The sequence below is a fragment of the Polyangium sp. 15x6 genome (assembly GCF_029960785.1).
Lineage (GTDB): Bacteria > Myxococcota_A > Polyangia > Polyangiales > Polyangiaceae > Polyangium.
In genome coordinates this window covers 35,108-54,275 of sequence record NZ_JASBQE010000084.1, presented here as the reverse complement: position 1 = coordinate 54,275, position 19,168 = coordinate 35,108, and the positions used below count along the sequence as shown (strand labels likewise).

Sequence of the window (19,168 nt, the reverse complement as noted above, 5' to 3'; positions counted from 1 at the left end):
CGGGCGCAGCAGCAGCGGGCGCGGGCGCGGCGACAGCCGCGGGCGCAGGAGCAGCAGCAGGCGCGGCGGCGGGCGCGGGAGCAGGAGCAGCAGCAGGCGCAGCCGCGGGCGCAGGCGCGGCGGCGGGCGCGGACGGAGCCGGTGGAGGGATGACGGGCCCGGAGAACACCTCCGTCATCGGCTCGTCCATCTGCGGCTGCGGGGACGAAGCCTGTAGCGCCGTCGCCATGTACCGTTGCATCACCGGCGGCTCTTGGCTCCCCGAGCCCGGGTGCACGCCCGTCTCGGCGTCGTCGTCGGCGGGCAGGTGCGCGAAGGCGGCCGGCACGACGCCCCCGGCCATCGGCGGCGGGTTCGGCGCGGGGAGCCACGCGGGCGCGGAGGCCGGGGCCGAGGGCGGCGGCGCGGGCGGCGGCACCGAGCCGGTCGTCTTTCGCTCGCGCGCGGCCTGCGCGATCTGCCCGATCCGATCGACGAGCAGCCGGCCCTCGGGCGGCGAGAACGGCAAGAGCGCATGCGCGAACGCGTGCACGCTCCGGAAGCGCGCCTCCACGTCCTTCGCGAGCGCCCAGCCGAGCACCGTGTCGAGCTCCGCAGGCACGTCGCCGCGCAGCTGCGACACGCGCATCGGCTCCTCGCGCGTGATCTGCAGCATCAGGTACGCGGCTTCGCCCTGGAACGGCGGACGACCTGCGAGCATCTCGTAGAGGATCGTCCCGAGCGACCACACGTCCGTGCGCGCGTCGACGTCCTTCGCCTTGCGCACGAGCTCCGGCGACGCGTACGGCGTCAGGCCGAACATCGCGGTCCCCGTGATCTCGCCCGTCGCGTCCTGCGCGCCGCCGAGCAGCTTCGCCGTACCGAAGTCCGTGATCTTGATCATCGGCGCGCCGCCGGTCCGTTGCGTCACGAAGAGGTGCGACGGCTCGAGGTCTCGCACGACGATGCTGTTCGCGTGCGCCTCGGCCACGGCCTCGCAGGCTTGCAGCACGAACAGGATCGCGTCGTGCAGCGGCAGCGGGCCGGTCTTGCGGACGTAGCGCTCGAGGTCGGTGCCTTCGAGGTACTGCCGGACGAGGTAGAACGTCCCGTCGGCCTCGTTGCCGACGTCGATGATGCGGGCGACGTGCTCGGAGGCGATCCTCGAGAGGGCGCGCGCCTCGCGGCGGAAGCGCTCGATCTCGCGCGCGTCGGCCTGGTGAGGCAGGAGCAGCTTGATGATGGCCCGCTGGTCGAACGCGGTGTGGAACGCGTCCATCGTGAGGCCATGTTTACGCCCGAGGATGGCGCGAACGCGGTACTTACCGCCGATCAGGGCGCCGGGATGGATGTCGTTGGCGGAGCGCATGACTCGTCGTTGTCGGCGAACCGGATCGCGCGCCCATTCTTGCATGCCCTCGGCGGGAGGGGTAGGAGCGTGCGTCCGGGCGAGAGACGCCCGCGCTCCCCACCATGAAGCGCTACCAGCCCGGCCCCTACGACAACCTCCCCGACGTGCGAGATGGCTTGACCCGCAAGGAGCGCATCGTGCTCTGGGTCCTCCACCAGACGCAGGAAGAACGCCGGGGCCGCAACGTCCCCACGGCGATGCTCTACGGCCGCGTCGTCGAGTACATCGACATGAGCGTCGAGGAGCTGCAGCGCATCCTCGCCCGCCTGGCCGCTCCGCAGGAAAATACCCGCGGCAAGCCCTGACGACCGGCCGTGCTCAGCCGGCCTTCGGGAGCGTGATCTTCGGCTCCTTCGGGTGACGCCGGTAGAGCAGGATCGTCCGGCCGAGCACCTGGACGAGCTCGGCGCGCACGGCCGGCGGGATCTTCTCGGCGAGGTCGCCGCGCTCGTCGGGGCACTCGGTCCCCACGCGCACCTTGACGAGCTCGTGCTGCTCGAGGGCGTCATTCACGGCGGAGACGATGCCGTCGGTCAGCCCGTTCTTGCCGAGCTGGACCACGGGATCCAGGTGATGGCCGAGCGCGCGCAGGTGGCGGCGCTGCTTTCCTGTCAGACTCATGCGGTCCTCTTTCTCGGCCGACGCGGTCGAGGGACGGCCGGCCTAGTCCCCCGGCCCCTCCACGTCAAGCGCGCCCGCACTCCATTGCCGGATGCACCTGCCCCCTCCATGTTCCGCGCGTCCGCGCCGACGAGGCGCGAGGAGGAGGGACGCGTGCAAGAGGAACGCGTGCAAGAAACGGAACGTATCACGTTCGTCCTCATCGCCGATGCGAGCCGAGCTCGCCTGTTCAAGCGCAGCGCCGAGGCGAACGCCGCGCTCGAGCTCGTCGAGGAGTTCGAGCACCCCGAGAGCCGCGCCATGGCCCGCGACCTCATGGCGGACAAACCCGGCCGTGCCTTCACCGGCGGCGGCCAGGTCGCAGGTCGCAGCGCCAAGGAGTACGCCACCGACCCGAAGGACGTCGAGGCCCAGAAATTCGCGCGTAGCCTCGCCGACCGGATCGCCTCGCTCTACGACGCGCACGCCTTCCACGAGCTCGTCCTCGCCGCGCCGCCCAAGTTCCTCGGCCTCCTGCGCGGCACCCTCGCGGCGCACACGAACCACGTCGCCGAGGCCGTCATCGCCTCCCACGAGAAGGATTACACGCAGCTCGACGTGCGTACGATCGCCGAACGTATTGCCGCCTGAGATCCAGGCACGGAATCGGCGGGCGCGGCCGCGCGGGCCAGGGTATACCGGGCCCCTCCATGAGTGACGTGGCCCCGAATCTGAGTGCTTCGCGCATCGTGGACGAGACGTCGAGCGATGGGCCGCGGACCCTCCGTGCGGAGCTCCGCATGATCGCCGCCCTCGGCGGACCCATCACGCTGAGCTTCGTCGCCAATCAGCTCCTCGGGTTCGTCGACACCGCCATGGTCGGCCGCCTCGGCGCCACGCCGCTCGCCGCCGTCGGCATCGGCAACGGCATCTTCTTCTCGATCACCGTGCTCTTCATGGGCCTCATCCTGGGCATGGATCCGCTCGTGTCCCAGGCCGAGGGCGCGGGCGATCGCCGCCGTGCCCGTGCCGTCCTCGGCCAGGCCGCGCGCCTCGGCTTCCTTCTGTCGGTCCCGTGCATGGCGGTCATCGTCCTCGCGGGCCTGCTCGTCGGCCGCGCGGGCATCGACGCCGCGACGTCCCGCGACGTCCTGCACTTCCTCCTCGGCCGCCTCCCCAACGTCGTGCCTTTCCTTTTGGTCACGGCGTGCCGCGTCTACCTCCAGGCCCGCGGGCACACGCGCGCGCTCGTGTGGTCGGCCGTCTGGGCGAACGTCACGAACATCATCGGCAACATTCTCCTCATCTATGGCGACGAGGGCCTCGTCGCCGTCGGCCTCCCGCGTATCGGCTTGCCGTCGCTCGGCGTCCTCGGCTCGGGCCTCGCGTCGAGCCTCGCTTCGGTCGTCTCGTTCGGCGTCGTGTTCCGCGAGATCGTCCGGCGCGAGGGCGCGGTCCGCGCCGAGGAGCTCCGCGTCGAGCGCGAGACCACGCGCTCCATCGTCCGCGTCGGCTGGCCCATCGGCACGCACTTGCTCGCGGAGGTCGGCGCCTTCTCGATCGCGGGCATCTTCGCTGGCTGGATTGGCCCCCAGGCGGCCGCGGGCCATCAGGTCGCGCTCTCCCTCGCGAGCCTCTCGTTCACCATCGCGCTCGGCATGTCGAACGCGACCTCGGTCCTCGTCGGCCGCGCCGTTGGCCGTGGTGATCCCACGGGGGCTCGCCACGTCGGCCTCGTCGGCATCGTCGCGACCTCCGGCGTGATGGCCCTCTCCGCCCTCCTCTTCGCCGCGGCTCCTGCGTTCTGCGCGCGGATCCTCTCGGACAAACCCGACGTCATCGAGGCCGCGATCCCGCTCATCCGCATCGCGGCGATCTTCCAGCTCGCCGACGGCGCGCAGGCGGTCGCGGCGGGCGCGCTCCGGGGCGCGGGGGACACGACGTCGGCGCGGAATGCGAACGTGGTCGGGTATTACGCGTTCGGCATCCCGCTCGCGCTCCTGCTCGGGTTCGCCGTCCGGATGGGCGCGGTCGGGATCTGGTGGGGGCTCACGGCGGCGCTCTTCGCGGTCGCGACGGCGCTCGTCATCCGGTTCGCGCGACTCACGCCGGCGCAGATGAAGCGCGTCTGATCCACGCCGTTGCGGGGACGGGGGCGCTGGTCCCCCGCCCCCTTCACGCGAGCTCGCGCCGAAGCGCGGTCATGCGCTCCCGGCCGCTTGCGCCGACGGACCGACCGCGTACTGCAGCAGCAACACGCCATTGCGGTACACCTTCGTCGACAGAAGCGTGAGGTTCACATGCGTGGGCAGCCGTGAAACCAGCGGAATGCCCGCACCGAGCAGCACCGGATTCAGCTTCAGCAGCACCTCGTCGACGAGCCCCTCGGTGAGGAGCAAAGCCGCGAGCTCCCCGCCGCCGCATAGATAAATGGGCTTTCCTTCCTCGGCCTTCAGCTTGCGAATGACGCCCACGGCGTCCTCCGCGATGACCTTCACGCGCGGATTCGGGCTCTCCTTCAGGGTCCGCGAAAAGACGTACGTCTCCATCGTCGGATAGGGATCGGTGACCCCGACTTTCAGCCCGAGCTCGTACGTGCGCCGGCCCATCAACACCACGCCGTACCCGGCGAGGGCCGCGAGGTAATCAGCGGCGTGGTCCCCATTCATCACGAAAAAATCGAACGAATGGTCTTCGCGCGCAATGAAGCCGTCCACCGTCGTGGCGACGTGATACACGAGTTTTCTCATACCGATCTCCAGACACACGCCGGCCAACCCACCGGCGTCCGAGCAGGCAGCACCACGGTTTCGAATCCGCCACGAGCAGACGACCGGCGCTCGACTTCCACCCATCTCATCCACGATGGACGGATAGGGAGGAGCAGCGGTGTCGCAATGGCGGGGCTTCGTACTCAGTGCGTGGAGATCATAGACGACGCTTCGTCAGCGTCGCGGCCACCTTACCCACCACCCGCGGGCCTTGCAAGAAAATTCTTTATCTCCCCGTGTGGTTCGTCGAGGCCAGCAATGTTTTGTCGTCAAATTGTTCGTAGACAAATCTTTCCGTCGGTGCAACTCTCCTCGGATGGCCCGCCTGCTCCTCGTCTCGAACCGCCTGCCCGTCACCGTGAAGGTCGAGCATGGCGAGGTCCTCGTCACTCGCAGCGCGGGAGGCCTCGCGACAGGCATGAAGGGGCCTCACGAGCGCTCCGGAGGCCTCTGGCTCGGCTATCCGGGCGACGTCTCGCGCCTCCAGCCCGAGCAACGCGCCGCCCTCGAAGCGCGCCTCGAAGAGCTCCGCTACATCCCGCTCCACCTCTCCTCGGGCGAGGTCTCCAGGTTTTACGAGGGATTCTCCAATGGCGTCCTCTGGCCCCTCTTCCATTACATGCTCGATCGCGTCCCCCTCGGCGGCGAGCGCGACTGGGAGAGCTACCGCCGCGTGAACGAGCGATTCGCCGACCTCGTCGCCGCCCACCACCGCGAAGGCGACCTCGTCTGGGTCCACGACTATCAGCTCATGCTCGTCCCCGGCCTCCTGCGAAAGAGAATCCCGAACGCGCGGATCGGCTTTTTCCTCCACATCCCCTTTCCCTCCTCGGAGGTCTTCCGCATCCTCCCCTGGCGCACGCAGATCCTCGAAGGCCTGCTCGGCGCCGACCTCATCGGGTTTCACACGCTCTCGTACCTGCGCCATTTCGCGTCCGCGCTCCTCCTCGTGAACGGCCTCGAAGCCAACGTCGATCGCGTCTTCACCGAGGGCCGCGAGGTCCGGCTCGGCGCCTTTCCCATGGGCATCGACGCCGCCGCGCTCTCCGCCCTCGCCGGCTCGCCCGAGGTCGCCGCCGAGGCGCAGGCCTTCCGCCAGCCGGGCCAGCGCATCCTGCTCGGCATCGACCGCCTCGATTACACGAAAGGCATCCCGCGCCGCCTCCTCGCCCTCGAGCGCCTCCTCGAACGCGAGCCCTCCTTGCGCGGCAAGGTCCGCCTCGTCCAGGTCACCGTCCCTTCGCGCACGAACGTCGAGGCCTATCAGGGATTCCGCAGCCGGGTCGACGAGCTCGTGGGCCGCATCAACGGCGCCTATGCCACGGTGCATTCGGTGCCCATTCACTCCATGTATCGCTCCTTCAACGAGCGCCAGCTCGCCTCGCTTTATCGCGCCGCCGACGTCATGCTCGTCACGCCCTTGCGCGACGGCATGAACCTCGTCGCCAAGGAGTTCGTCGCGTCCCGCACCGACGAGGATGGCGTGCTCGTCCTCAGCGAGTTCGCCGGCGCCGCCTCCGAGCTCGCCGACGCCTTGCTCGTCAATCCGTACGACATCGGCGAAGTCGCGGCCACCCTCAAGCGGGCCCTCGGCATGCCCGAAAACGAGCGGCGCCAGCGCATGCAAAACCTCCGGCAGCACGTCCTCGAGCACGACGTCCACGGCTGGGCGCAGAGCTTCCTTTCCACGCTCGAAGAGCAATCCGATGCGTCGAGCGGACGCGCCCTCGGCGCGACCACGTCCGCGGCCCTCGAAGTCCTCACGGCCGAGCTCCGCCAAGCGCCGCACCTCACCTTGCTCCTTGATTACGACGGCACGCTCGTCCGATTCGCGCGCGCTCCCGACGAAGCCGCGCCCGACCCGGACCTCCGGCACCTGCTCACGGCCCTCGCGCGCCGCCCGGGCACGCGCGTAAACGTCGTCAGCGGCCGCTCGCGCGACGCCCTCGAACGCTGGCTCGGCGACCTGCCCATCGCGCTCGCGGCCGAGCACAGCTTCTGGACGCGCGACGCCTCGGCGCGGGAATGGCGCGCCCGCAAGAACATCCCCTCCGAGTGGAGCGCGAAATTCCTGCCCTTGCTCCGTCAGTTCGTCGCCCGCACGCCGGGCGCATTGCTCGAAGAAAAGAGCGCCTCCCTCACCTTCCATTATCGCATGGCCGACCCCGAGTTCGGCGTGCTCCAGGCCAAGGAGCTACGACTCCACCTCGGCGATCTGCTCAAGAACACGCCCGTCGAGATCCTCCCCGGCGACAAGACCGTCGAAATCCGCCCCATGGGCGCGGGGAACGGCGCGCTCGTCGCCTCGCTGCTCGAAGGCGCCCCCCCCGGCGCCCGCCTCGTCGCGCTCGGCGACGACCTCGTCGACGAGGAAATGTTCGCCGCGCTCCCCGCTCCGCATGTCGCCATGCATGTCGGCCCTCGCCCGAGCCGCGCTTCCTACCGTTTGTCCGGGCCCATGGCCGCCCGCGCCTTCCTCCAGGCCATCGCCGCGGGTTAACCCCGCGGGCATTTCCGCATCACCCGCTCGGGCGGGGCGAGCCCGCCGGGAATCAGCTCGCGCGTGTCGAGCGCCCGGACAAACCGCGTCGTCCTCGATATCTCCTCCCCCCGCGCCGCATCGATCCGCGCCGCCGCCTGATGCCATGCAGGGACATACCTCAACGCCGGCGGCAAATGCCTCGCCGCGCGCAGCGCGCCGAGGGCGAGCTCGTATGCGCGTTTTGCCTCCGCGTCCCAGGGCAAACCCACCGCGCTCCGCCACCGCTCCGGCAAGAGCCCCGCGCAGAGCCTCGCGGCCCCGCGCATGTACGGCGGCCCGAACAGCACCCGCAGGATGTCGCGCGCCATGTCGCCGAGTTCCAGCTGTCCCTCCACCATCCCCTCGAAATACCGCTCGAAACTCTCGAAATCCGGCGGCAATTGCTCCGGGAGCAAACCCACCGCGGCGCCCCAGCGCTTCGACTCCTCGTAAAATTGCGCCCGCTCACCACTATCGAGCGGCTCGACGGCCGCCTCGTACGTGGTGAGCGCCCCCTGCACGAGCGTCGCGAAGACCCATTGCATGGCGGCCGGATCGTTCGCGCGATATCGCTGCCCCGCCCTTCCCTCGCTCGAACGCGCGGAGATCCTCCCGCGGACGCGCTCGTGAAGCTGGAAGATCCGCGCCCCCACCTCGAGCGACATCGAAACATCCCCGAAGACCAGCGCATGTGTCGCGTACACCGTCCGCCGCGTCCGCGCCATCAGCTTCGTTTGATAATCGCTGAACCGCCCCACGCCCTCGGCCACCTCGGGCAGGAGCACCTCCAGGACGACCGCCGGCGGAATGGCGGCCAGCATCGCCCATTCCCGCCAGATTCGCCGCACCATCCCTTCCTGCGCGAAGAGCCCCTCCACCGGGCCCACCGCATGCTCACGCACGTACGCGAGGCAACGCTCCTTCCGCTGTTTGTCCTGCTCGGAAGTCTTCGTGGAAAGCGGGGCGATGTCTGGATCCATTCTATCAACGTATCACGGAGCCCGCTCCCTCCGCAGCTTCCCTGCGCGCTCGATCCCGGCCCCGGCGATCACACCGACCGCGTAATAAATGAGGTCCATCGCATGGAATCCATGTCCGAGCGCGAGCCCACCAAGCCGCGTCGCGCGGATCGCATCAATCCACGGCGCGTGATAGAGCTGACTGACTTCGATTGCGTAACAAAAGATCAGCGCGGCGGTTGACGCCTGCGCAGTCCGGGACGCAGGAGCGACGAGCCCCGCGAGCCAGAAGCTCATCGTGGCATAAAGCGCGTCCCCCGCGCCCTTCGAGAGCCACGCGGGCAGCCCCGGGATGTTCCGCGAAAGCAAGCCGAGCCCGATCGTCACGAGCACGAGCGCCGCGGAAAGCCCGCGCGAACGACGGCCCTCGGTTCTTCTCGACGAACGTTCGGCCATCAAAGGCAATGCCGCTTGTACTTTTTTCGACCGGACGCATCGATGAAAAAAGGCGGATCGCACCCATCATTCGGCGAGGCCGGCTTCACGCGCGGCGTCGTCGGGCGCGGCGGCGCGGTCGCGCTGGGTGAAAGGGTGGGCGCCGCCGATACCACGGTCGTCGCGGACGGCGCCGGCGTGGGCGCGGCGGAAGACGCGCTCGGGACCACGGATTCGGGCGCGGCGGCGAGGCTCGCCGCCATCGAAGACGCGCCCTGCGCGGACGCCGCGCTCTCGGGGCTCCCTCGCAGCAGAACGACGATCAACGCCACCACGAGAATCCCGACCAGCCCGACGAGCCCGAGCACCACTGGCGTCAGCCGTCGCTCGGGCGTATTCGTCGGCGCCGCATTCTGCGATTCCGTATTCGCCGCCGAGACCGCCGTCACCACCGCCACCGGCGCCGGCGGCACGGGCGTGTCGAGCAGCGTCACCTCCTCGCTGCTCGGCGCCGACGTCGCCGGCACCTTGGCGAGCGGGGGCAACGACGTGCGGCGCACCTCGCTCTCGATCGCCTGAATCAATCGCGCCCGCTCGGCGAGCGTCTCCCCCGCCATCTCCTCGACCCACGCGGCGATCTCCGACGGCGTCGCCAGCGGCCCGCACGCCTCGAGCGCCGTCGCCATTTCGAGCGCCGTGGCGTATCGCGCGTCCGCGTCCCGCCGCAGCGCGCGCAGCGTGACCTCGTCGAAACACGTCGGCAGATCGGCCACGCGTTTGCTCGGCGCCTCGACCTCGGCTTCGAGCAGGCGCACGAGCGCGAGGTCCTCCGACGCCCCCGCATACAGCCGCCGGCACGTGAGCGCCTCCCAGAGCACGACGCCCGCCGCATACACGTCCGCCCGCCGATCGAGCACCTCGCCGCGGAGCTGCTCGGGCGACATGTACGCGAGTTTGCCCTTGATCGTATGGTCGCTCGTCACGTGCGCCCGCCCGGCCGCGCGCGCAATGCCGAAGTCGAGCACGCGCGAGACGCCGTCCGCGCCGACGAGCACGTTCTGCGGCGACACGTCGCGATGCACGACGCCGAGCGGCTCGCCCCGCGCGTCGCTCGCCTCATGCGCCGCGTGCAGCCCCCGGAGCGCGTTCGACAGCACCGCGGCCACGATGCGCGGCGGGATCTTTTGCTTGCGCTTGCTCGCCACGCTGATGAGCCGCGACAAGGGCTCGCCGTGCACGTACTCCATCACCAGGAAGACCTCGCCTTCCTGCGACACCACGTCGAGCGTACCCACCACGTTCGGATGCCGGATCCGCGCTGCGATCCGCGCCTCGTCCGTGAACATCGCCACGACCTCGGCGATCCGCGCGTGCCACGGATGGAGGCGCTTGATCGCCACCGTCCGCAAAAATCCCTCGTCCCCGACGAGCCGCCCGAGGTGCACTGTGGCCATGCCACCCGCGGCGATCTCGTCGTACACGCGGTAGCGGCCCAGAATGAGCGCCCGGGGCGAGCCGCGTTCGGCTTCCATGAAGCCCCGAGATTACCCCTTGTGCCGCGCCTTGATGAGCTGAAAGTAGCGCCGCGCAATTCCCGACGCCGCCGCGGCCGCGCCCACGTTGCCGCCGTGCGCCGCGAGCACCCGCTGTACGTAGCGTCGCTCGAATTCCTCCACCACGCGCTCGCGTGCCCGCGGCAAAGGCAAGTCGAGCGCGAGGATCTCCTCGATGAAACCCGCCCCCGACGCAGGCCTCGGCGGCGAGCTCGGCCTCGGCACGCCGGGCGCGCGCGGCGGGTTCGGACGCAGCGTCGCGATGGGCGCGAGCTCGCCGAGGGCCACGCGACGCGCGACCGCGTTGTAGAGCTCGCGCACGTTGCCCGGCCACGCGTAGTCCGCGATCCGCCGCGCGAAATCGGGCGGAAACGGCATATCCTTGCCCGCGAGCTGCCGCCAGAAATGTTGCGCGAGCACGAGCACGTCGCCCGTTCGCCTTCGCAGCGGCGGCAGCTCGATCCGCGCCACCGCGAGCCGGTAGAACAGATCGTCGCGGAACCTCCCCGCCTGGATCTCGTGATCGAGATCGCGCCGCGTCGCCGCCAGGATCCGCACGTCCACGCGGATCCATCGGTTCGATCCCACGCGCTGCACCTCCGAGCGCTCGAGCGCGCGGAGCAGCTTCGCTTGCAGCGGCAGCTCGAGATCACCGATCTCGTCGAGCAGGAGCGTGCCGCCGTGCGCCTCCTCGAACACGCCCTTGCGTGACTCGGTCGCGCCCGTGAACGCCCCGCGCTCGTGCCCGAAGAGCGCGGACTCGACGAGGTTCGGCGGCACGGCCGTGCAATCGAAGACCACGAACGGCCCCTGCTTGCGCGGCCCGAGCTCGTGCAGCGACTCGGCCAGGACCTCCTTGCCCGTGCCCGTCTCGCCCTCGATGAGCACGGGCACGTTCGCGCTCGCGAGCCGCTCGCAGAGCGGATAAAGCGCGCGCATCTCGGGACTCGCGCCGACCATCGCGCCGAACCGCACGGCCGAAGGGATCTCCGCGGGCGCCTGATCGGCGAGCCTGTCGATGCGGATCTGCGTCTCGCCCATCGTGACGACCTCGCCGCCCGCGAGCAGCGCGTCGAGCACGGCCACGCCTTGCACCGACGTACCGTTCGTCGAGTCGAGATCCGTCACGCGCAGCTTGCCGCGCAGGATCTCGAAGGCCGCGTGCCTGCGCGAGACCAGCCGATCATCGATGCGCAGATCGCACATCGGGCTCTGCCCGACGAGCACGCGCGACGGGTGACCGGGCGCGATCGTGAACGTCTGTCCGCGGCTCGCGCCGGCGACGACCACGAGCGAGAACCCGGGCGCGGCCGCGCGATCGGGCCTGCGCACGAGCTCCGTCTCCACCTTGTCGTCGAACTCGTCCTCGTCCTCGCGCCCGCTCATGCGCCGCCATCTGAGCACGCACGCCCGCGGACGTCACGGGCCCGCGCGCCCCCCGCTTTTCGCCGGACAGTCGCGGCTCCATGCGTTCGTGCATGAACCTCGAGATCGCGGACGAAGAAGCACGGGAGCTCAGGATCGCGCTCGACATCCGGCTGCGGGAGATGCGCAACGAGCTCGTCCACACGGACGACCACGCGTACCGGGACGACTTGCGAAGGTCGCTCGAACGGCTGGAGAAGATCGCGCAGAAGGTCGGAGGAAGCGGACCCGGCTGACGGGCGCCCGCGCGGCGTCTACGTCCCGCTCCCCGCGGCGCTCGCCTTCGCCGGCGCCGCCTTCCCGAACGTGTACATCGCGCCGAGGCCGACGATCGTCGCGCTCGCCGCGTAGCTCCCGCCGTTGATGATGTTCGGCTGCGGCGGCGGGTTCGCCACGAGCGGGCTCACCTGCGGGATCTTCGCTTCGCGTGGATCGACGTCCTGCGAGAACATGATCGCGTGCGCCACCACGAGGTCGAGCCGAACGGGCCCGATGTGGAGGCCCGCGCCGATCGACGGCGTCAGCTTGTTCGAATCGATCGTCAGCACCGAGACGTACTCGTTCGGCACCGCGCTCGTCTCGAAGCGCAGCCCCGCCCGCACGTCGAGCTGCATCTTCCCCACGGGAATCGCGTATTCGCCGCCCACCTGCGCCGAGAACGCGCCCCGGAAATTGCGCGGCAGGTTCACGGGCGGCAAGAGGTACGTCTCGGGAAAACCCACCACGTTCTTCAGCGCGACCCCGTTCGGATCCACGCGAATGCTATCGTGGACCCCCCAGTCCTCGTACGCGAGCGCGAGCTCGGCCCGGAGCTTGTCGGTCGGCCGCGCCTCCACGCCGAACCGCACGTTCCAGGGCAGTTCGAAGGCCACGTCCGCCTCCTCGCCTTCCTGCCGCGCCGTCGCGAACGGCGCCGCCGACGGCAGCCGCGTCCGGATCGTCCCGCTCGACCGCACCCAGAACGGTAAATGCCCGGACAAACCCACCCGCACCTTCGGGTGCGGGATGTAAATCACGCCCGCGTTCGCCGATGGCGCCACGATCGGCCCGACGGCGAGCTCCGCGAGCACGTCCCACGCCGGCTGCTCCGGCGCGCAGAAAAACCTGTCCGGCACGCAGCCCGAGAAGACCACCGTGCTCTGGAACGTCCCCGCGAGCACCTCGATCCCCGCGCCGATCCGGAGCTTCGGCGTCGGCGCGTACGCCGCGTACGCGCCGCCCACCGCGAGGATCGAGCCTTCGAGCGACAGGAGCGAATACCGCTGCGGCGCGGGCTGCCCGTTCGACATCTCCGGGTACGTCGCGATGCCCGCGTACGGCGCCCAGACCCCGACGCCGACGACCCATTGATCGTGCGGGACGAACGAGAATCCGAGCGTCGGGATCGGCAGAAACGGCGCGCTCCCCTTCACCGGATCGAACGTCTGCACGCCCTCGTTCACGGTCGCGCCCGTGTTCGGATCCGTCTGCCGAACGACCGTGCGGCGCGTGTATTCGCTCGAGAAATGAACGTAACTCGCGTCGAGGAGCACGCTCATTCCGGCGTCGTAGAGCCCCGCCGGGTTGTAGACGACGGAGCCGAGATCGTCGGCGCCCGCGACGAACGCCCCACCGCGGCCGAGCGGGCGCACGCCGCGCTCCGACAGATAAAGCCCCGCCGCTCCGGCGGATTCGGCGAAGAGCCCGAGGGAAACGGCGGAGAGCGCGCCCACGGCGAGGGCGCGCTTCCGCGGGGAGGTTTGTCTTGTCATTCGCGGGGCCGCTTCTGGACGATGGTGTAGATCTGCTCGAGGCCGCGGGTCGGGCTCGTCAGGAAATCACGCGCGGAGCCGAAGATCGTCTCGTAATCGTTTGGCGCGAGCGGCCCCGGGTTCGCCGCCGCGTCGATGCGGCTCACCTCGGCCACCGTGTCCATGATGATCTCCAGCGGCGAGAGCCTCGCCACGCCGTTCACCGGCTCCATCGGCGTCACGAGGTTCGGCAGGATGTAATCCATCACGTGGTACCTGTCGTACGTGTCCGAATTGAGCGCCTTCAGAAGCTGCAGCACCGCCGGCAATGCGCCCTTGTTCCCCGCCTCGTCCTCGGGCCGCGCGCCCGGGGCCGCCGCGTTGAGGAGCGGCGCGATCTCGGTATCGGCGAGCAGCGCTTGCAAGGCGTCGGCGAGCGACGACAGTGTCGCTTCGAGCGCCTGCCCGTCGCTCGCGGCCGACGTGAGATGATCGAGGAGCCGCTCGAGCTCACGCCGCGCCGTCTCGTCTTGCCGGATCTTTTCGAGGAGATCCACGAGCGCGGCCACCATCGGGCTATCGAGCCCATCGGCCAGCGATTTGCCGAGCTCCTCCTTTGCCCAGGTGCACGGCGTCCCATTCTCGCGATCCGGACAATGCGCGTTCACCTGCTCGCGGAACACACGCAGCGTCGTCGAGAGCGCCCGCGGAATGGCTGGGTTCGCGAACTTCGCCGCCTCGCCCTCGCCCTCCACGGCGAGGAACTGATCCACGAGCTGCGAGCGCGCCCGCTTCCATTGCCCCTTGCGCCGATCCGCGTCCGCCTTGCACGTGTCGTATGCCGCCTGGCAATCGGAGAGCTCCTGCCCCGTCTTCCCGGAGCAGCCGCACGCGTTGTCGAAGCGCAGATCCATGGCGTGGAGCCCATCGGCGAACAGCGTGAACCCCGTGTGCTGCGCCTGCGGCGTCCCGTCCACCCACGTCGTGCCCTTGTTCCCCTTCCGATCCGTCATCCCCGCGGCCTCGGCGTACGTCGGGTCGAACAGGATCTTCGCGGTCTTCTCGAGCACGTCGGCGCCCGTGAGCACCTTGCCCGCGTTCGGCCCGCGCGCCACCGTGATCTTCGAGACGTCGCGCATCGCCTTCGAGAACTCGTGGAGCGCCGGCACGATGTCGGTCATGAACGCGTCGGCGAGGATCGGCTCGTACGTGTTCACGCCCGCGCCCGAGCAATAGATCGGGTTCGTCTGGGCATTACCGCTCGTATCACACTCCTCGCCGTGATCGGGGCCCGGCCAGTTGCGCTTCAGGATCTCGATGAGGTCGAGCAGCATGACCTCGCCGTCGGCGTTCGGCGAGACGTCCGCGAACGTGGTCACGAGCGGCCGCAGGTAATCGTAGAAGCCGAACCGTTCGAGGACGAACAGCGTGTTTTCCCCGCGCAGCCGAAGGAGGTCCGACGACGTCTGACACTTGCGCGTCTCGAGCTGCGTCTGCGGACAAACCACGGTGGGGACGGGCTCGATCAGGTTGGAGACGAAATCGTTCGTCTTCTTGTTCTTGGCATTGCCGCCGAGGATGTAGAGGTCGAGGTCCGGCATTACGCTGAACTGATCCGACGTCGCGCCGAAGAAGACGAGCCGGTTCAGCGCGCTCGGCTCCGGCTTGAGCGTGAGGCCCGTGATCCCCGAGGACTGCTCGAAGAGCGCGCCCTTGTCCGTGAAGACGCCGAGGAAGTTCAGGATGCCCTCGAGCGTGCCCGATTTGATCTTGAACTCGGCTCGCTTCGGGTGATCGGCCGGCAGGACCGAGTCGATGTAAAACACCGCGAGATTCTCGAACGAGAGCAGCTCGCATTCGTCGTAGCTGCCGATGAGCGGCCACGACACCGTGAGGCTGCCGAGCGCCGCCTTCACCTTCGCGCCCTGCTTGTTACACGCCTTCACGTTGTTCGCGTGGTGAATGATGTCGAGCGTCCGCTCCCAGCACGAACGGTTCTCCCCCGCGAGCGGCTTCGTCCGATCCACGGGCGTCGACGGGTCGAGCGTGTTGTTCGTCGTGACGTTCCACGCCGGACCATTGAGGTCGTCGTCGTAATACGTCATCCCGTCGCGGTTCGTCATGAGCCGCATGAGCGACTCGCCCATGTGCGAGACGCCTCCCGTCGGCGTCACGAACGCCGGATCGCCGAACGATCCGATGAGCTTCGCCGTGAGCCCCGGCCGCTGCGTGATCCGCCCCATCACCTGGGCAATCTCGTCCCAGATCGGCGCCTCGTACGGTAGCTGCGCGAATTTCTCCTTGCCCTGCGCCGCGAGCGCGTCGTGGTCGAGCGCGATCTTCCGGATCTTCAGGGCCGCGCCGAGCAATCGCGCGAGCTCCTGCTCGTGGTTCTCCACGAGGTCGATGAGCCCGAGCACGAGCGCGTCCGACTCCGGATCCGCGAGGATCTGCCCGAGCGCATGCGCGAGATCCGGCAACGGCGAGGTATCCGCCTTGAAGCGCCGGTACGGCACACAGCTCGCACACTCGGTCCCCGCGGGTTTGACCTCCTCGGTCTCGAGGTCGTAGACCGCGTCCTCGCGATCGCCGAGAAGCATCGTCGCCCCCGCGACCGCGTACATCAGGGTCTCGTGCTCGCTCTGCCACGCGTCCTCGCCCTCGCTCGGCGCGTACTCGGTCGCGTCCACGAGCGGCGCGAGGTCCTGCGCCACCGCGCCGATCAACGTGCGCGACGTGTCGACGTATTCGTACATCTGCGGCTCAGGCCGGCCGAACGCGTCCGTGCTCGGCGTCCCTTGCGGGCTGAACGGCGGCAGCGCGGCGACGGGCACGTTGATGTTCGTCACGAACTGCCCGAACTCGTCCGTGTCCGCGAGCCCGTCGCCGTTCGTGTCCGCGAACGGCGCGGCCACCGTGCCCGCCTGCCCTGGCACGTTGCCGAACGGCACCACGAATCCGCGCCGATCGCGCCGCGCGATCCACGTCGGCGCCGCGTCTTGATCCTTGGCGTACCGATCATTCTGATCGAGCAGGATCCGCGAGAGCATCTCGAGCGTCTCCATCGGCCGGCTCGGCTGCGCCGTCGCCGCGTCCACCGTGAGGGGCGCGAGCGGCGCGAGCGTCGGCTTCGCGGTCGCGAGATCACGCTCCACGACGCGCAGGATCTGCGTGAGCTCGGGCGCCATCACGCCGTCCGGCGCGAGCACGTCGAGCGCGCTCCCGAGCAGCGGGCGCAGGCGCGGATACGAGAGGAGCGGCCGCACCGCGCCGAGCGACGCGCCCGTCGGCCTGTAGCCTTGCCGCCCCCATATCTTCGAGAAAGCCTGACGCGCGGGCTCGCTCTGCATGAACGAGGCGAAGACCTCGCCGAGCGCGCGCGTCGACGCGGGCACCGTCGGCGTTCCTTGGGGCTCGAACGGATTCGACTCGTAGAGGCGCGAGAGGTTCTGGCTGAACGAGAGGAGCGCGTCGTGCAGCCGCACCTTGTCGCCCTCGGCCTCGGTCGTGACGTCGTCGATCTCGACGTCGGGGAAGATCGCGTTGAAGGCCTGCACGAGGTCGCTGCGCCGCCGCGCCATGGCCTCGACCTTCGCGATGCCGAGCGCGCGCGCCTTCTCCTGCTCGGGCCCGCTCACGGGCGGCAGGAAGCTCGTATCGACCTCGTCCGCGTAGATGCCCTGGTTCGAGTAGTGGCAGATCGCGTGGTACGAGCCGCCCGTGAGATCCTCGGTCAGCGAACTCGCGCCGATACGATCGCAGAGCACACCGTACAGATCGTCGCCGAGCGTGGCCTTCGGCGGGGCAATCCGGGTAGTATCGATACCTTCGTGGCACGACGCGGCCAGAGCGACCGTCGCGGCGAGGCCAAAGGAACGAAGAACGCGACGCAAGACAGGCGATCGAGTCAGACGAGCGCGCATGGCGACCCTCCCACGAAGATCATTCTACATGAGCCCTGGCTCACCAGGAACGACCTCGATCGACAATTGTCGCGGGCGAGACGACCAAAGGTTGCTACATCTCGCCGCGCATGACGTTCATCCCCGCGGAACCCGAGGTCCCGGCCGCGCAACGTGCATCGGGGCCGCTGGTCCTACGTTACGAGGACATTGGCCAGAACGGAAAACTACTGCTCGATGCGATGCCCGTGGTGCTCGGGCCATCGGTATGGCGAGCGGTGTGGCAGCACGGCGCGACGGCTGCGCTCGCAGCGGAAGGGATCCTGCCGATCCTGAGCCGCTTCGTGATCGAGGGCGGCGACGGCCCGCTGTCGGTGATGTCGGCGGTCGAGGGGGAAGGAAAGTTCCAGCTTGCCCACACCGCGGGAGAGAATGGAGCGGTCGAGCGGCTGGTGCTCAACATGTGGTGCAGCGTGTACGGCGAAGCGGGCCGCACGCACGGGCCTCGGCCGGCGAACGCGGGCGAACGCCTGCTCGCGGGTCGTGTCTTCGCGGAGCACGTGATCACGCGCCCGTTCGGTCCGCCCGACGCGCGCAAGGTCACGCGCATCTCGGTGCCGGGTTTGCCCGAGGTGCCGCCCGATCGTTACACGTGGCGACCGCCCGAGGCCTCGATCGAGCTGCCGCCGGGCGCGCGCTGGCTCGACGACGCATTCACGCTCGACCCGACGCCGGTGATCTTCGGGCTCGACCATACGGATTCGAACCAACACGTCAATTCGCTGGTCTATCCGCGCCTGTTCGTGGACGCCGCGCTGCGCCGGTTATGGGACCTCGGCCGGAAAAACCCCAAGCTCGCGCGCGCCGCGGAGGTCGCCTACCGCAAGCCGAGCTTCGCCGGCGAACGGGTGCGCGTCGCGCTGCGCGCATTCGCGCGGGACGACGCGGCCGGGGTGGCGGCGATCCTGGTGTCGGACGAGGAGGCGGAGGGGCCGATCGAGAAGGCGCGGCCGCGGGTGTTCGCGCGGATTTGGTTCGAGGAGGCGTGAGCGACGCTCACTTCTTCTTGAACAGCAGCGCGAGCCCGAACACCGCCCCCAGCGTCAGGATGATCGTCGCCCCGCTGGCCACGTCCGCGTGGTACGAAAGCATCAATCCAATCGACGAGCCGATGACGCCGATGGCAATCGCGAGCAGCGCCACGCGCCCGATGCTCCGGCCCACCATTTTCGCCGTCGCGGCCGGGATCACCACGAACGAGCTCACCAGCGCGATCCCCACCGTCTTCACCGCCACCACGATGACCACCGCCGTCAGCGCGAGCAGCATGTAATCGAGCGCGGCCACCTTCACGCCCGACAGCGCCGCGAGCTCCGGATCGAACGTCGCATAGGCGAGCTTCGTCCACGTGAATGCGAGCAAGAGCGTCGTCGCCACGCCGACCACGCCCACCGTGATCAGATCGTCCGGTGATATCGCCAGAATGCTCCCGAAGAGCACCGTCTCCACGTTCACCTGCGGCCCGTCCGTGGACCGGAGCCCCAGGAGCAGCACGCCGAGCGCGAACGAGACCGCCGAAAACACGCCCGTCGCCACGTCCCCGCGCATGTTCCCGCGCCGCAGGACGTAGCCGATTCCGAGCGCGATCATCACCGTGAACGGCAGCGCCACCCACGTCATTCGCTCGAGCGACACGCCGAGCAAAAGGCCGAGGGCGATGCCCCCGAACGCCGCGTGCGCCAGGCCGTCGCCGATGAACGACAGGCCCCGCTGCACCACGAAGACGCCGATCATCGCGCAGAGACCACCCACCACCGCGCCGGCGATCATCGCCCGCTGCATGAAGGCCACCTGCAAGGGCTCGAGCAACGCGTTCACGAAC

16 protein-coding genes are annotated in these 19,168 nt (G+C 69.3%); 6 read left to right on the top strand and 10 right to left on the bottom strand.

The features are described 5' to 3' along the window. A partial coding sequence (locus QHF83_RS39925) for a serine/threonine-protein kinase (protein WP_282423329.1) occupies window positions 1-1,348 on the bottom strand: 1,348 nt, incomplete at its 3' end. 104 nt (window positions 1,349-1,452) lie between these two features. Between QHF83_RS39925 and QHF83_RS39920 the strand changes: the two genes are divergently transcribed. Continuing rightward, a complete protein-coding gene (locus QHF83_RS39920) occupies window positions 1,453-1,695 on the top strand; it encodes a hypothetical protein (protein WP_282423328.1) in 243 nt (80 codons plus the stop codon). 13 nt (window positions 1,696-1,708) lie between these two features. On the opposite strand, the gene yhbY is transcribed toward QHF83_RS39920, so the two are convergent. After that, a complete protein-coding gene (gene yhbY / locus QHF83_RS39915) occupies window positions 1,709-2,011 on the bottom strand; it encodes a ribosome assembly RNA-binding protein YhbY (protein WP_281327517.1) in 303 nt (100 codons plus the stop codon). Window positions 2,012-2,164: 153 nt separating this feature from the next. Between yhbY and QHF83_RS39910 the strand changes: the two genes are divergently transcribed. Next, window positions 2,165-2,641, top strand: a complete 477-nt coding sequence (locus tag QHF83_RS39910; protein WP_282423327.1) for a host attachment protein — start codon at window positions 2,165-2,167, stop codon at window positions 2,639-2,641. A gap of 59 nt (window positions 2,642-2,700) precedes the next feature. Beyond that, window positions 2,701-4,122, top strand: coding sequence for an MATE family efflux transporter (locus tag QHF83_RS39905; RefSeq protein ID WP_282423326.1), 1,422 nt, complete (start codon window positions 2,701-2,703; stop codon window positions 4,120-4,122). Window positions 4,123-4,191: 69 nt separating this feature from the next. Here QHF83_RS39905 and QHF83_RS39900 read toward each other — a convergent pair whose 3' ends face one another. Next, complete coding sequence (locus QHF83_RS39900) at window positions 4,192-4,740, bottom strand: dihydrofolate reductase family protein (protein WP_282423325.1); 549 nt, start codon at window positions 4,738-4,740, stop codon at window positions 4,192-4,194. A 337-nt stretch (window positions 4,741-5,077) separates the two neighbouring features. Here QHF83_RS39900 and QHF83_RS39895 point away from each other — a divergent pair, with 337 nt between their 5' ends. Then, on the top strand, window positions 5,078-7,261 hold the full coding sequence (locus QHF83_RS39895; RefSeq protein ID WP_282423324.1) for a bifunctional alpha,alpha-trehalose-phosphate synthase (UDP-forming)/trehalose-phosphatase: 2,184 nt from the start codon (window positions 5,078-5,080) through the stop codon (window positions 7,259-7,261). Here the strand turns inward: QHF83_RS39895 and QHF83_RS39890 are convergent. Genes QHF83_RS39890 through QHF83_RS39875 form a run of 4 tightly spaced genes read right to left on the bottom strand, consistent with a single transcriptional unit; the run spans window position 7,258 to window position 11,615 of the window. Then, a complete protein-coding gene (locus QHF83_RS39890) occupies window positions 7,258-8,262 on the bottom strand; it encodes an oxygenase MpaB family protein (RefSeq protein ID WP_282423323.1) in 1,005 nt (334 codons plus the stop codon). The two genes, QHF83_RS39895 and QHF83_RS39890, sit on opposite strands and share 4 nt — an antisense overlap. A gap of 12 nt (window positions 8,263-8,274) precedes the next feature. Next, the gene (locus QHF83_RS39885; protein WP_282423322.1) at window positions 8,275-8,697 is read right to left on the bottom strand and encodes a DUF2809 domain-containing protein; all 423 of its coding nucleotides are present in this window, start codon (window positions 8,695-8,697) and stop codon (window positions 8,275-8,277) included. Continuing rightward, the gene (locus QHF83_RS39880) at window positions 8,697-10,208 is read right to left on the bottom strand and encodes a serine/threonine-protein kinase (protein WP_282423321.1); all 1,512 of its coding nucleotides are present in this window, start codon (window positions 10,206-10,208) and stop codon (window positions 8,697-8,699) included. The genes QHF83_RS39885 and QHF83_RS39880 overlap by 1 nt, the downstream gene beginning before the upstream one ends. A 12-nt stretch (window positions 10,209-10,220) precedes the next feature. Continuing rightward, a complete protein-coding gene (locus QHF83_RS39875) occupies window positions 10,221-11,615 on the bottom strand; it encodes a sigma 54-interacting transcriptional regulator (RefSeq protein ID WP_282423320.1) in 1,395 nt (464 codons plus the stop codon). A gap of 92 nt (window positions 11,616-11,707) precedes the next feature. Here QHF83_RS39875 and QHF83_RS39870 point away from each other — a divergent pair, with 92 nt between their 5' ends. Next, window positions 11,708-11,890 carry a hypothetical protein gene (locus tag QHF83_RS39870; protein WP_282423319.1) on the top strand — a complete coding sequence of 61 codons (183 nt, stop codon included), beginning with the start codon at window positions 11,708-11,710 and terminating at the stop codon, window positions 11,888-11,890. A gap of 18 nt (window positions 11,891-11,908) precedes the next feature. Here QHF83_RS39870 and QHF83_RS39865 read toward each other — a convergent pair whose 3' ends face one another. Together QHF83_RS39865 and QHF83_RS39860 are read right to left on the bottom strand one after the other, a co-directional pair. Then, window positions 11,909-13,405 carry an outer membrane protein transport protein gene (locus tag QHF83_RS39865; RefSeq protein ID WP_282423318.1) on the bottom strand — a complete coding sequence of 499 codons (1,497 nt, stop codon included), beginning with the start codon at window positions 13,403-13,405 and terminating at the stop codon, window positions 11,909-11,911. Continuing rightward, complete coding sequence (locus QHF83_RS39860) at window positions 13,402-17,307, bottom strand: hypothetical protein (protein ID WP_282423317.1); 3,906 nt, start codon at window positions 17,305-17,307, stop codon at window positions 13,402-13,404. Before QHF83_RS39860 ends, QHF83_RS39865 begins: the two co-directional genes overlap by 4 nt. Window positions 17,308-17,417: 110 nt before the next feature. On the opposite strand from QHF83_RS39860, the gene QHF83_RS39855 reads away from it, so the two are divergent. Beyond that, a complete protein-coding gene (locus QHF83_RS39855) occupies window positions 17,418-18,335 on the top strand; it encodes a hypothetical protein (RefSeq protein WP_282423316.1) in 918 nt (305 codons plus the stop codon). Window positions 18,336-18,342: 7 nt separating this feature from the next. On the opposite strand, the gene QHF83_RS39850 is transcribed toward QHF83_RS39855, so the two are convergent. Further along, window positions 18,343-19,164, bottom strand: a complete 822-nt coding sequence (locus QHF83_RS39850) for a metal ABC transporter permease (protein ID WP_282423315.1) — start codon at window positions 19,162-19,164, stop codon at window positions 18,343-18,345. Window positions 19,165-19,168 lie beyond the last annotated feature (4 nt).

Bases quoted from the DNA above. Each gene is read 5' to 3' on its own strand.
- QHF83_RS39880 (WP_282423321.1), bottom strand. From the start codon at position 10,208: ATGGAAGCCGAACGCGGCTCGCCCCGGGCGCTCATTCTGGGCCGCTAC.
- QHF83_RS39895 (WP_282423324.1), top strand. From the start codon at position 5,078: ATGGCCCGCCTGCTCCTCGTCTCGAACCGCCTGCCCGTCACCGTGAAG.
- QHF83_RS39905 (WP_282423326.1), top strand. From the start codon at position 2,701: ATGAGTGACGTGGCCCCGAATCTGAGTGCTTCGCGCATCGTGGACGAG.
- QHF83_RS39885 (WP_282423322.1), bottom strand. From the start codon at position 8,697: ATGGCCGAACGTTCGTCGAGAAGAACCGAGGGCCGTCGTTCGCGCGGG.
- yhbY (WP_281327517.1), bottom strand. From the start codon at position 2,011: ATGAGTCTGACAGGAAAGCAGCGCCGCCACCTGCGCGCGCTCGGCCAT.
- QHF83_RS39870 (WP_282423319.1), top strand. From the start codon at position 11,708: ATGAACCTCGAGATCGCGGACGAAGAAGCACGGGAGCTCAGGATCGCG.
- QHF83_RS39865 (WP_282423318.1), bottom strand. From the start codon at position 13,405: ATGACAAGACAAACCTCCCCGCGGAAGCGCGCCCTCGCCGTGGGCGCG.
- QHF83_RS39920 (WP_282423328.1), top strand. From the start codon at position 1,453: ATGAAGCGCTACCAGCCCGGCCCCTACGACAACCTCCCCGACGTGCGA.
- QHF83_RS39855 (WP_282423316.1), top strand. From the start codon at position 17,418: ATGACGTTCATCCCCGCGGAACCCGAGGTCCCGGCCGCGCAACGTGCA.
- QHF83_RS39900 (WP_282423325.1), bottom strand. From the start codon at position 4,740: ATGAGAAAACTCGTGTATCACGTCGCCACGACGGTGGACGGCTTCATT.
- QHF83_RS39875 (WP_282423320.1), bottom strand. From the start codon at position 11,615: ATGAGCGGGCGCGAGGACGAGGACGAGTTCGACGACAAGGTGGAGACG.
- QHF83_RS39860 (WP_282423317.1), bottom strand. From the start codon at position 17,307: ATGCGCGCTCGTCTGACTCGATCGCCTGTCTTGCGTCGCGTTCTTCGT.
- QHF83_RS39890 (WP_282423323.1), bottom strand. From the start codon at position 8,262: ATGGATCCAGACATCGCCCCGCTTTCCACGAAGACTTCCGAGCAGGAC.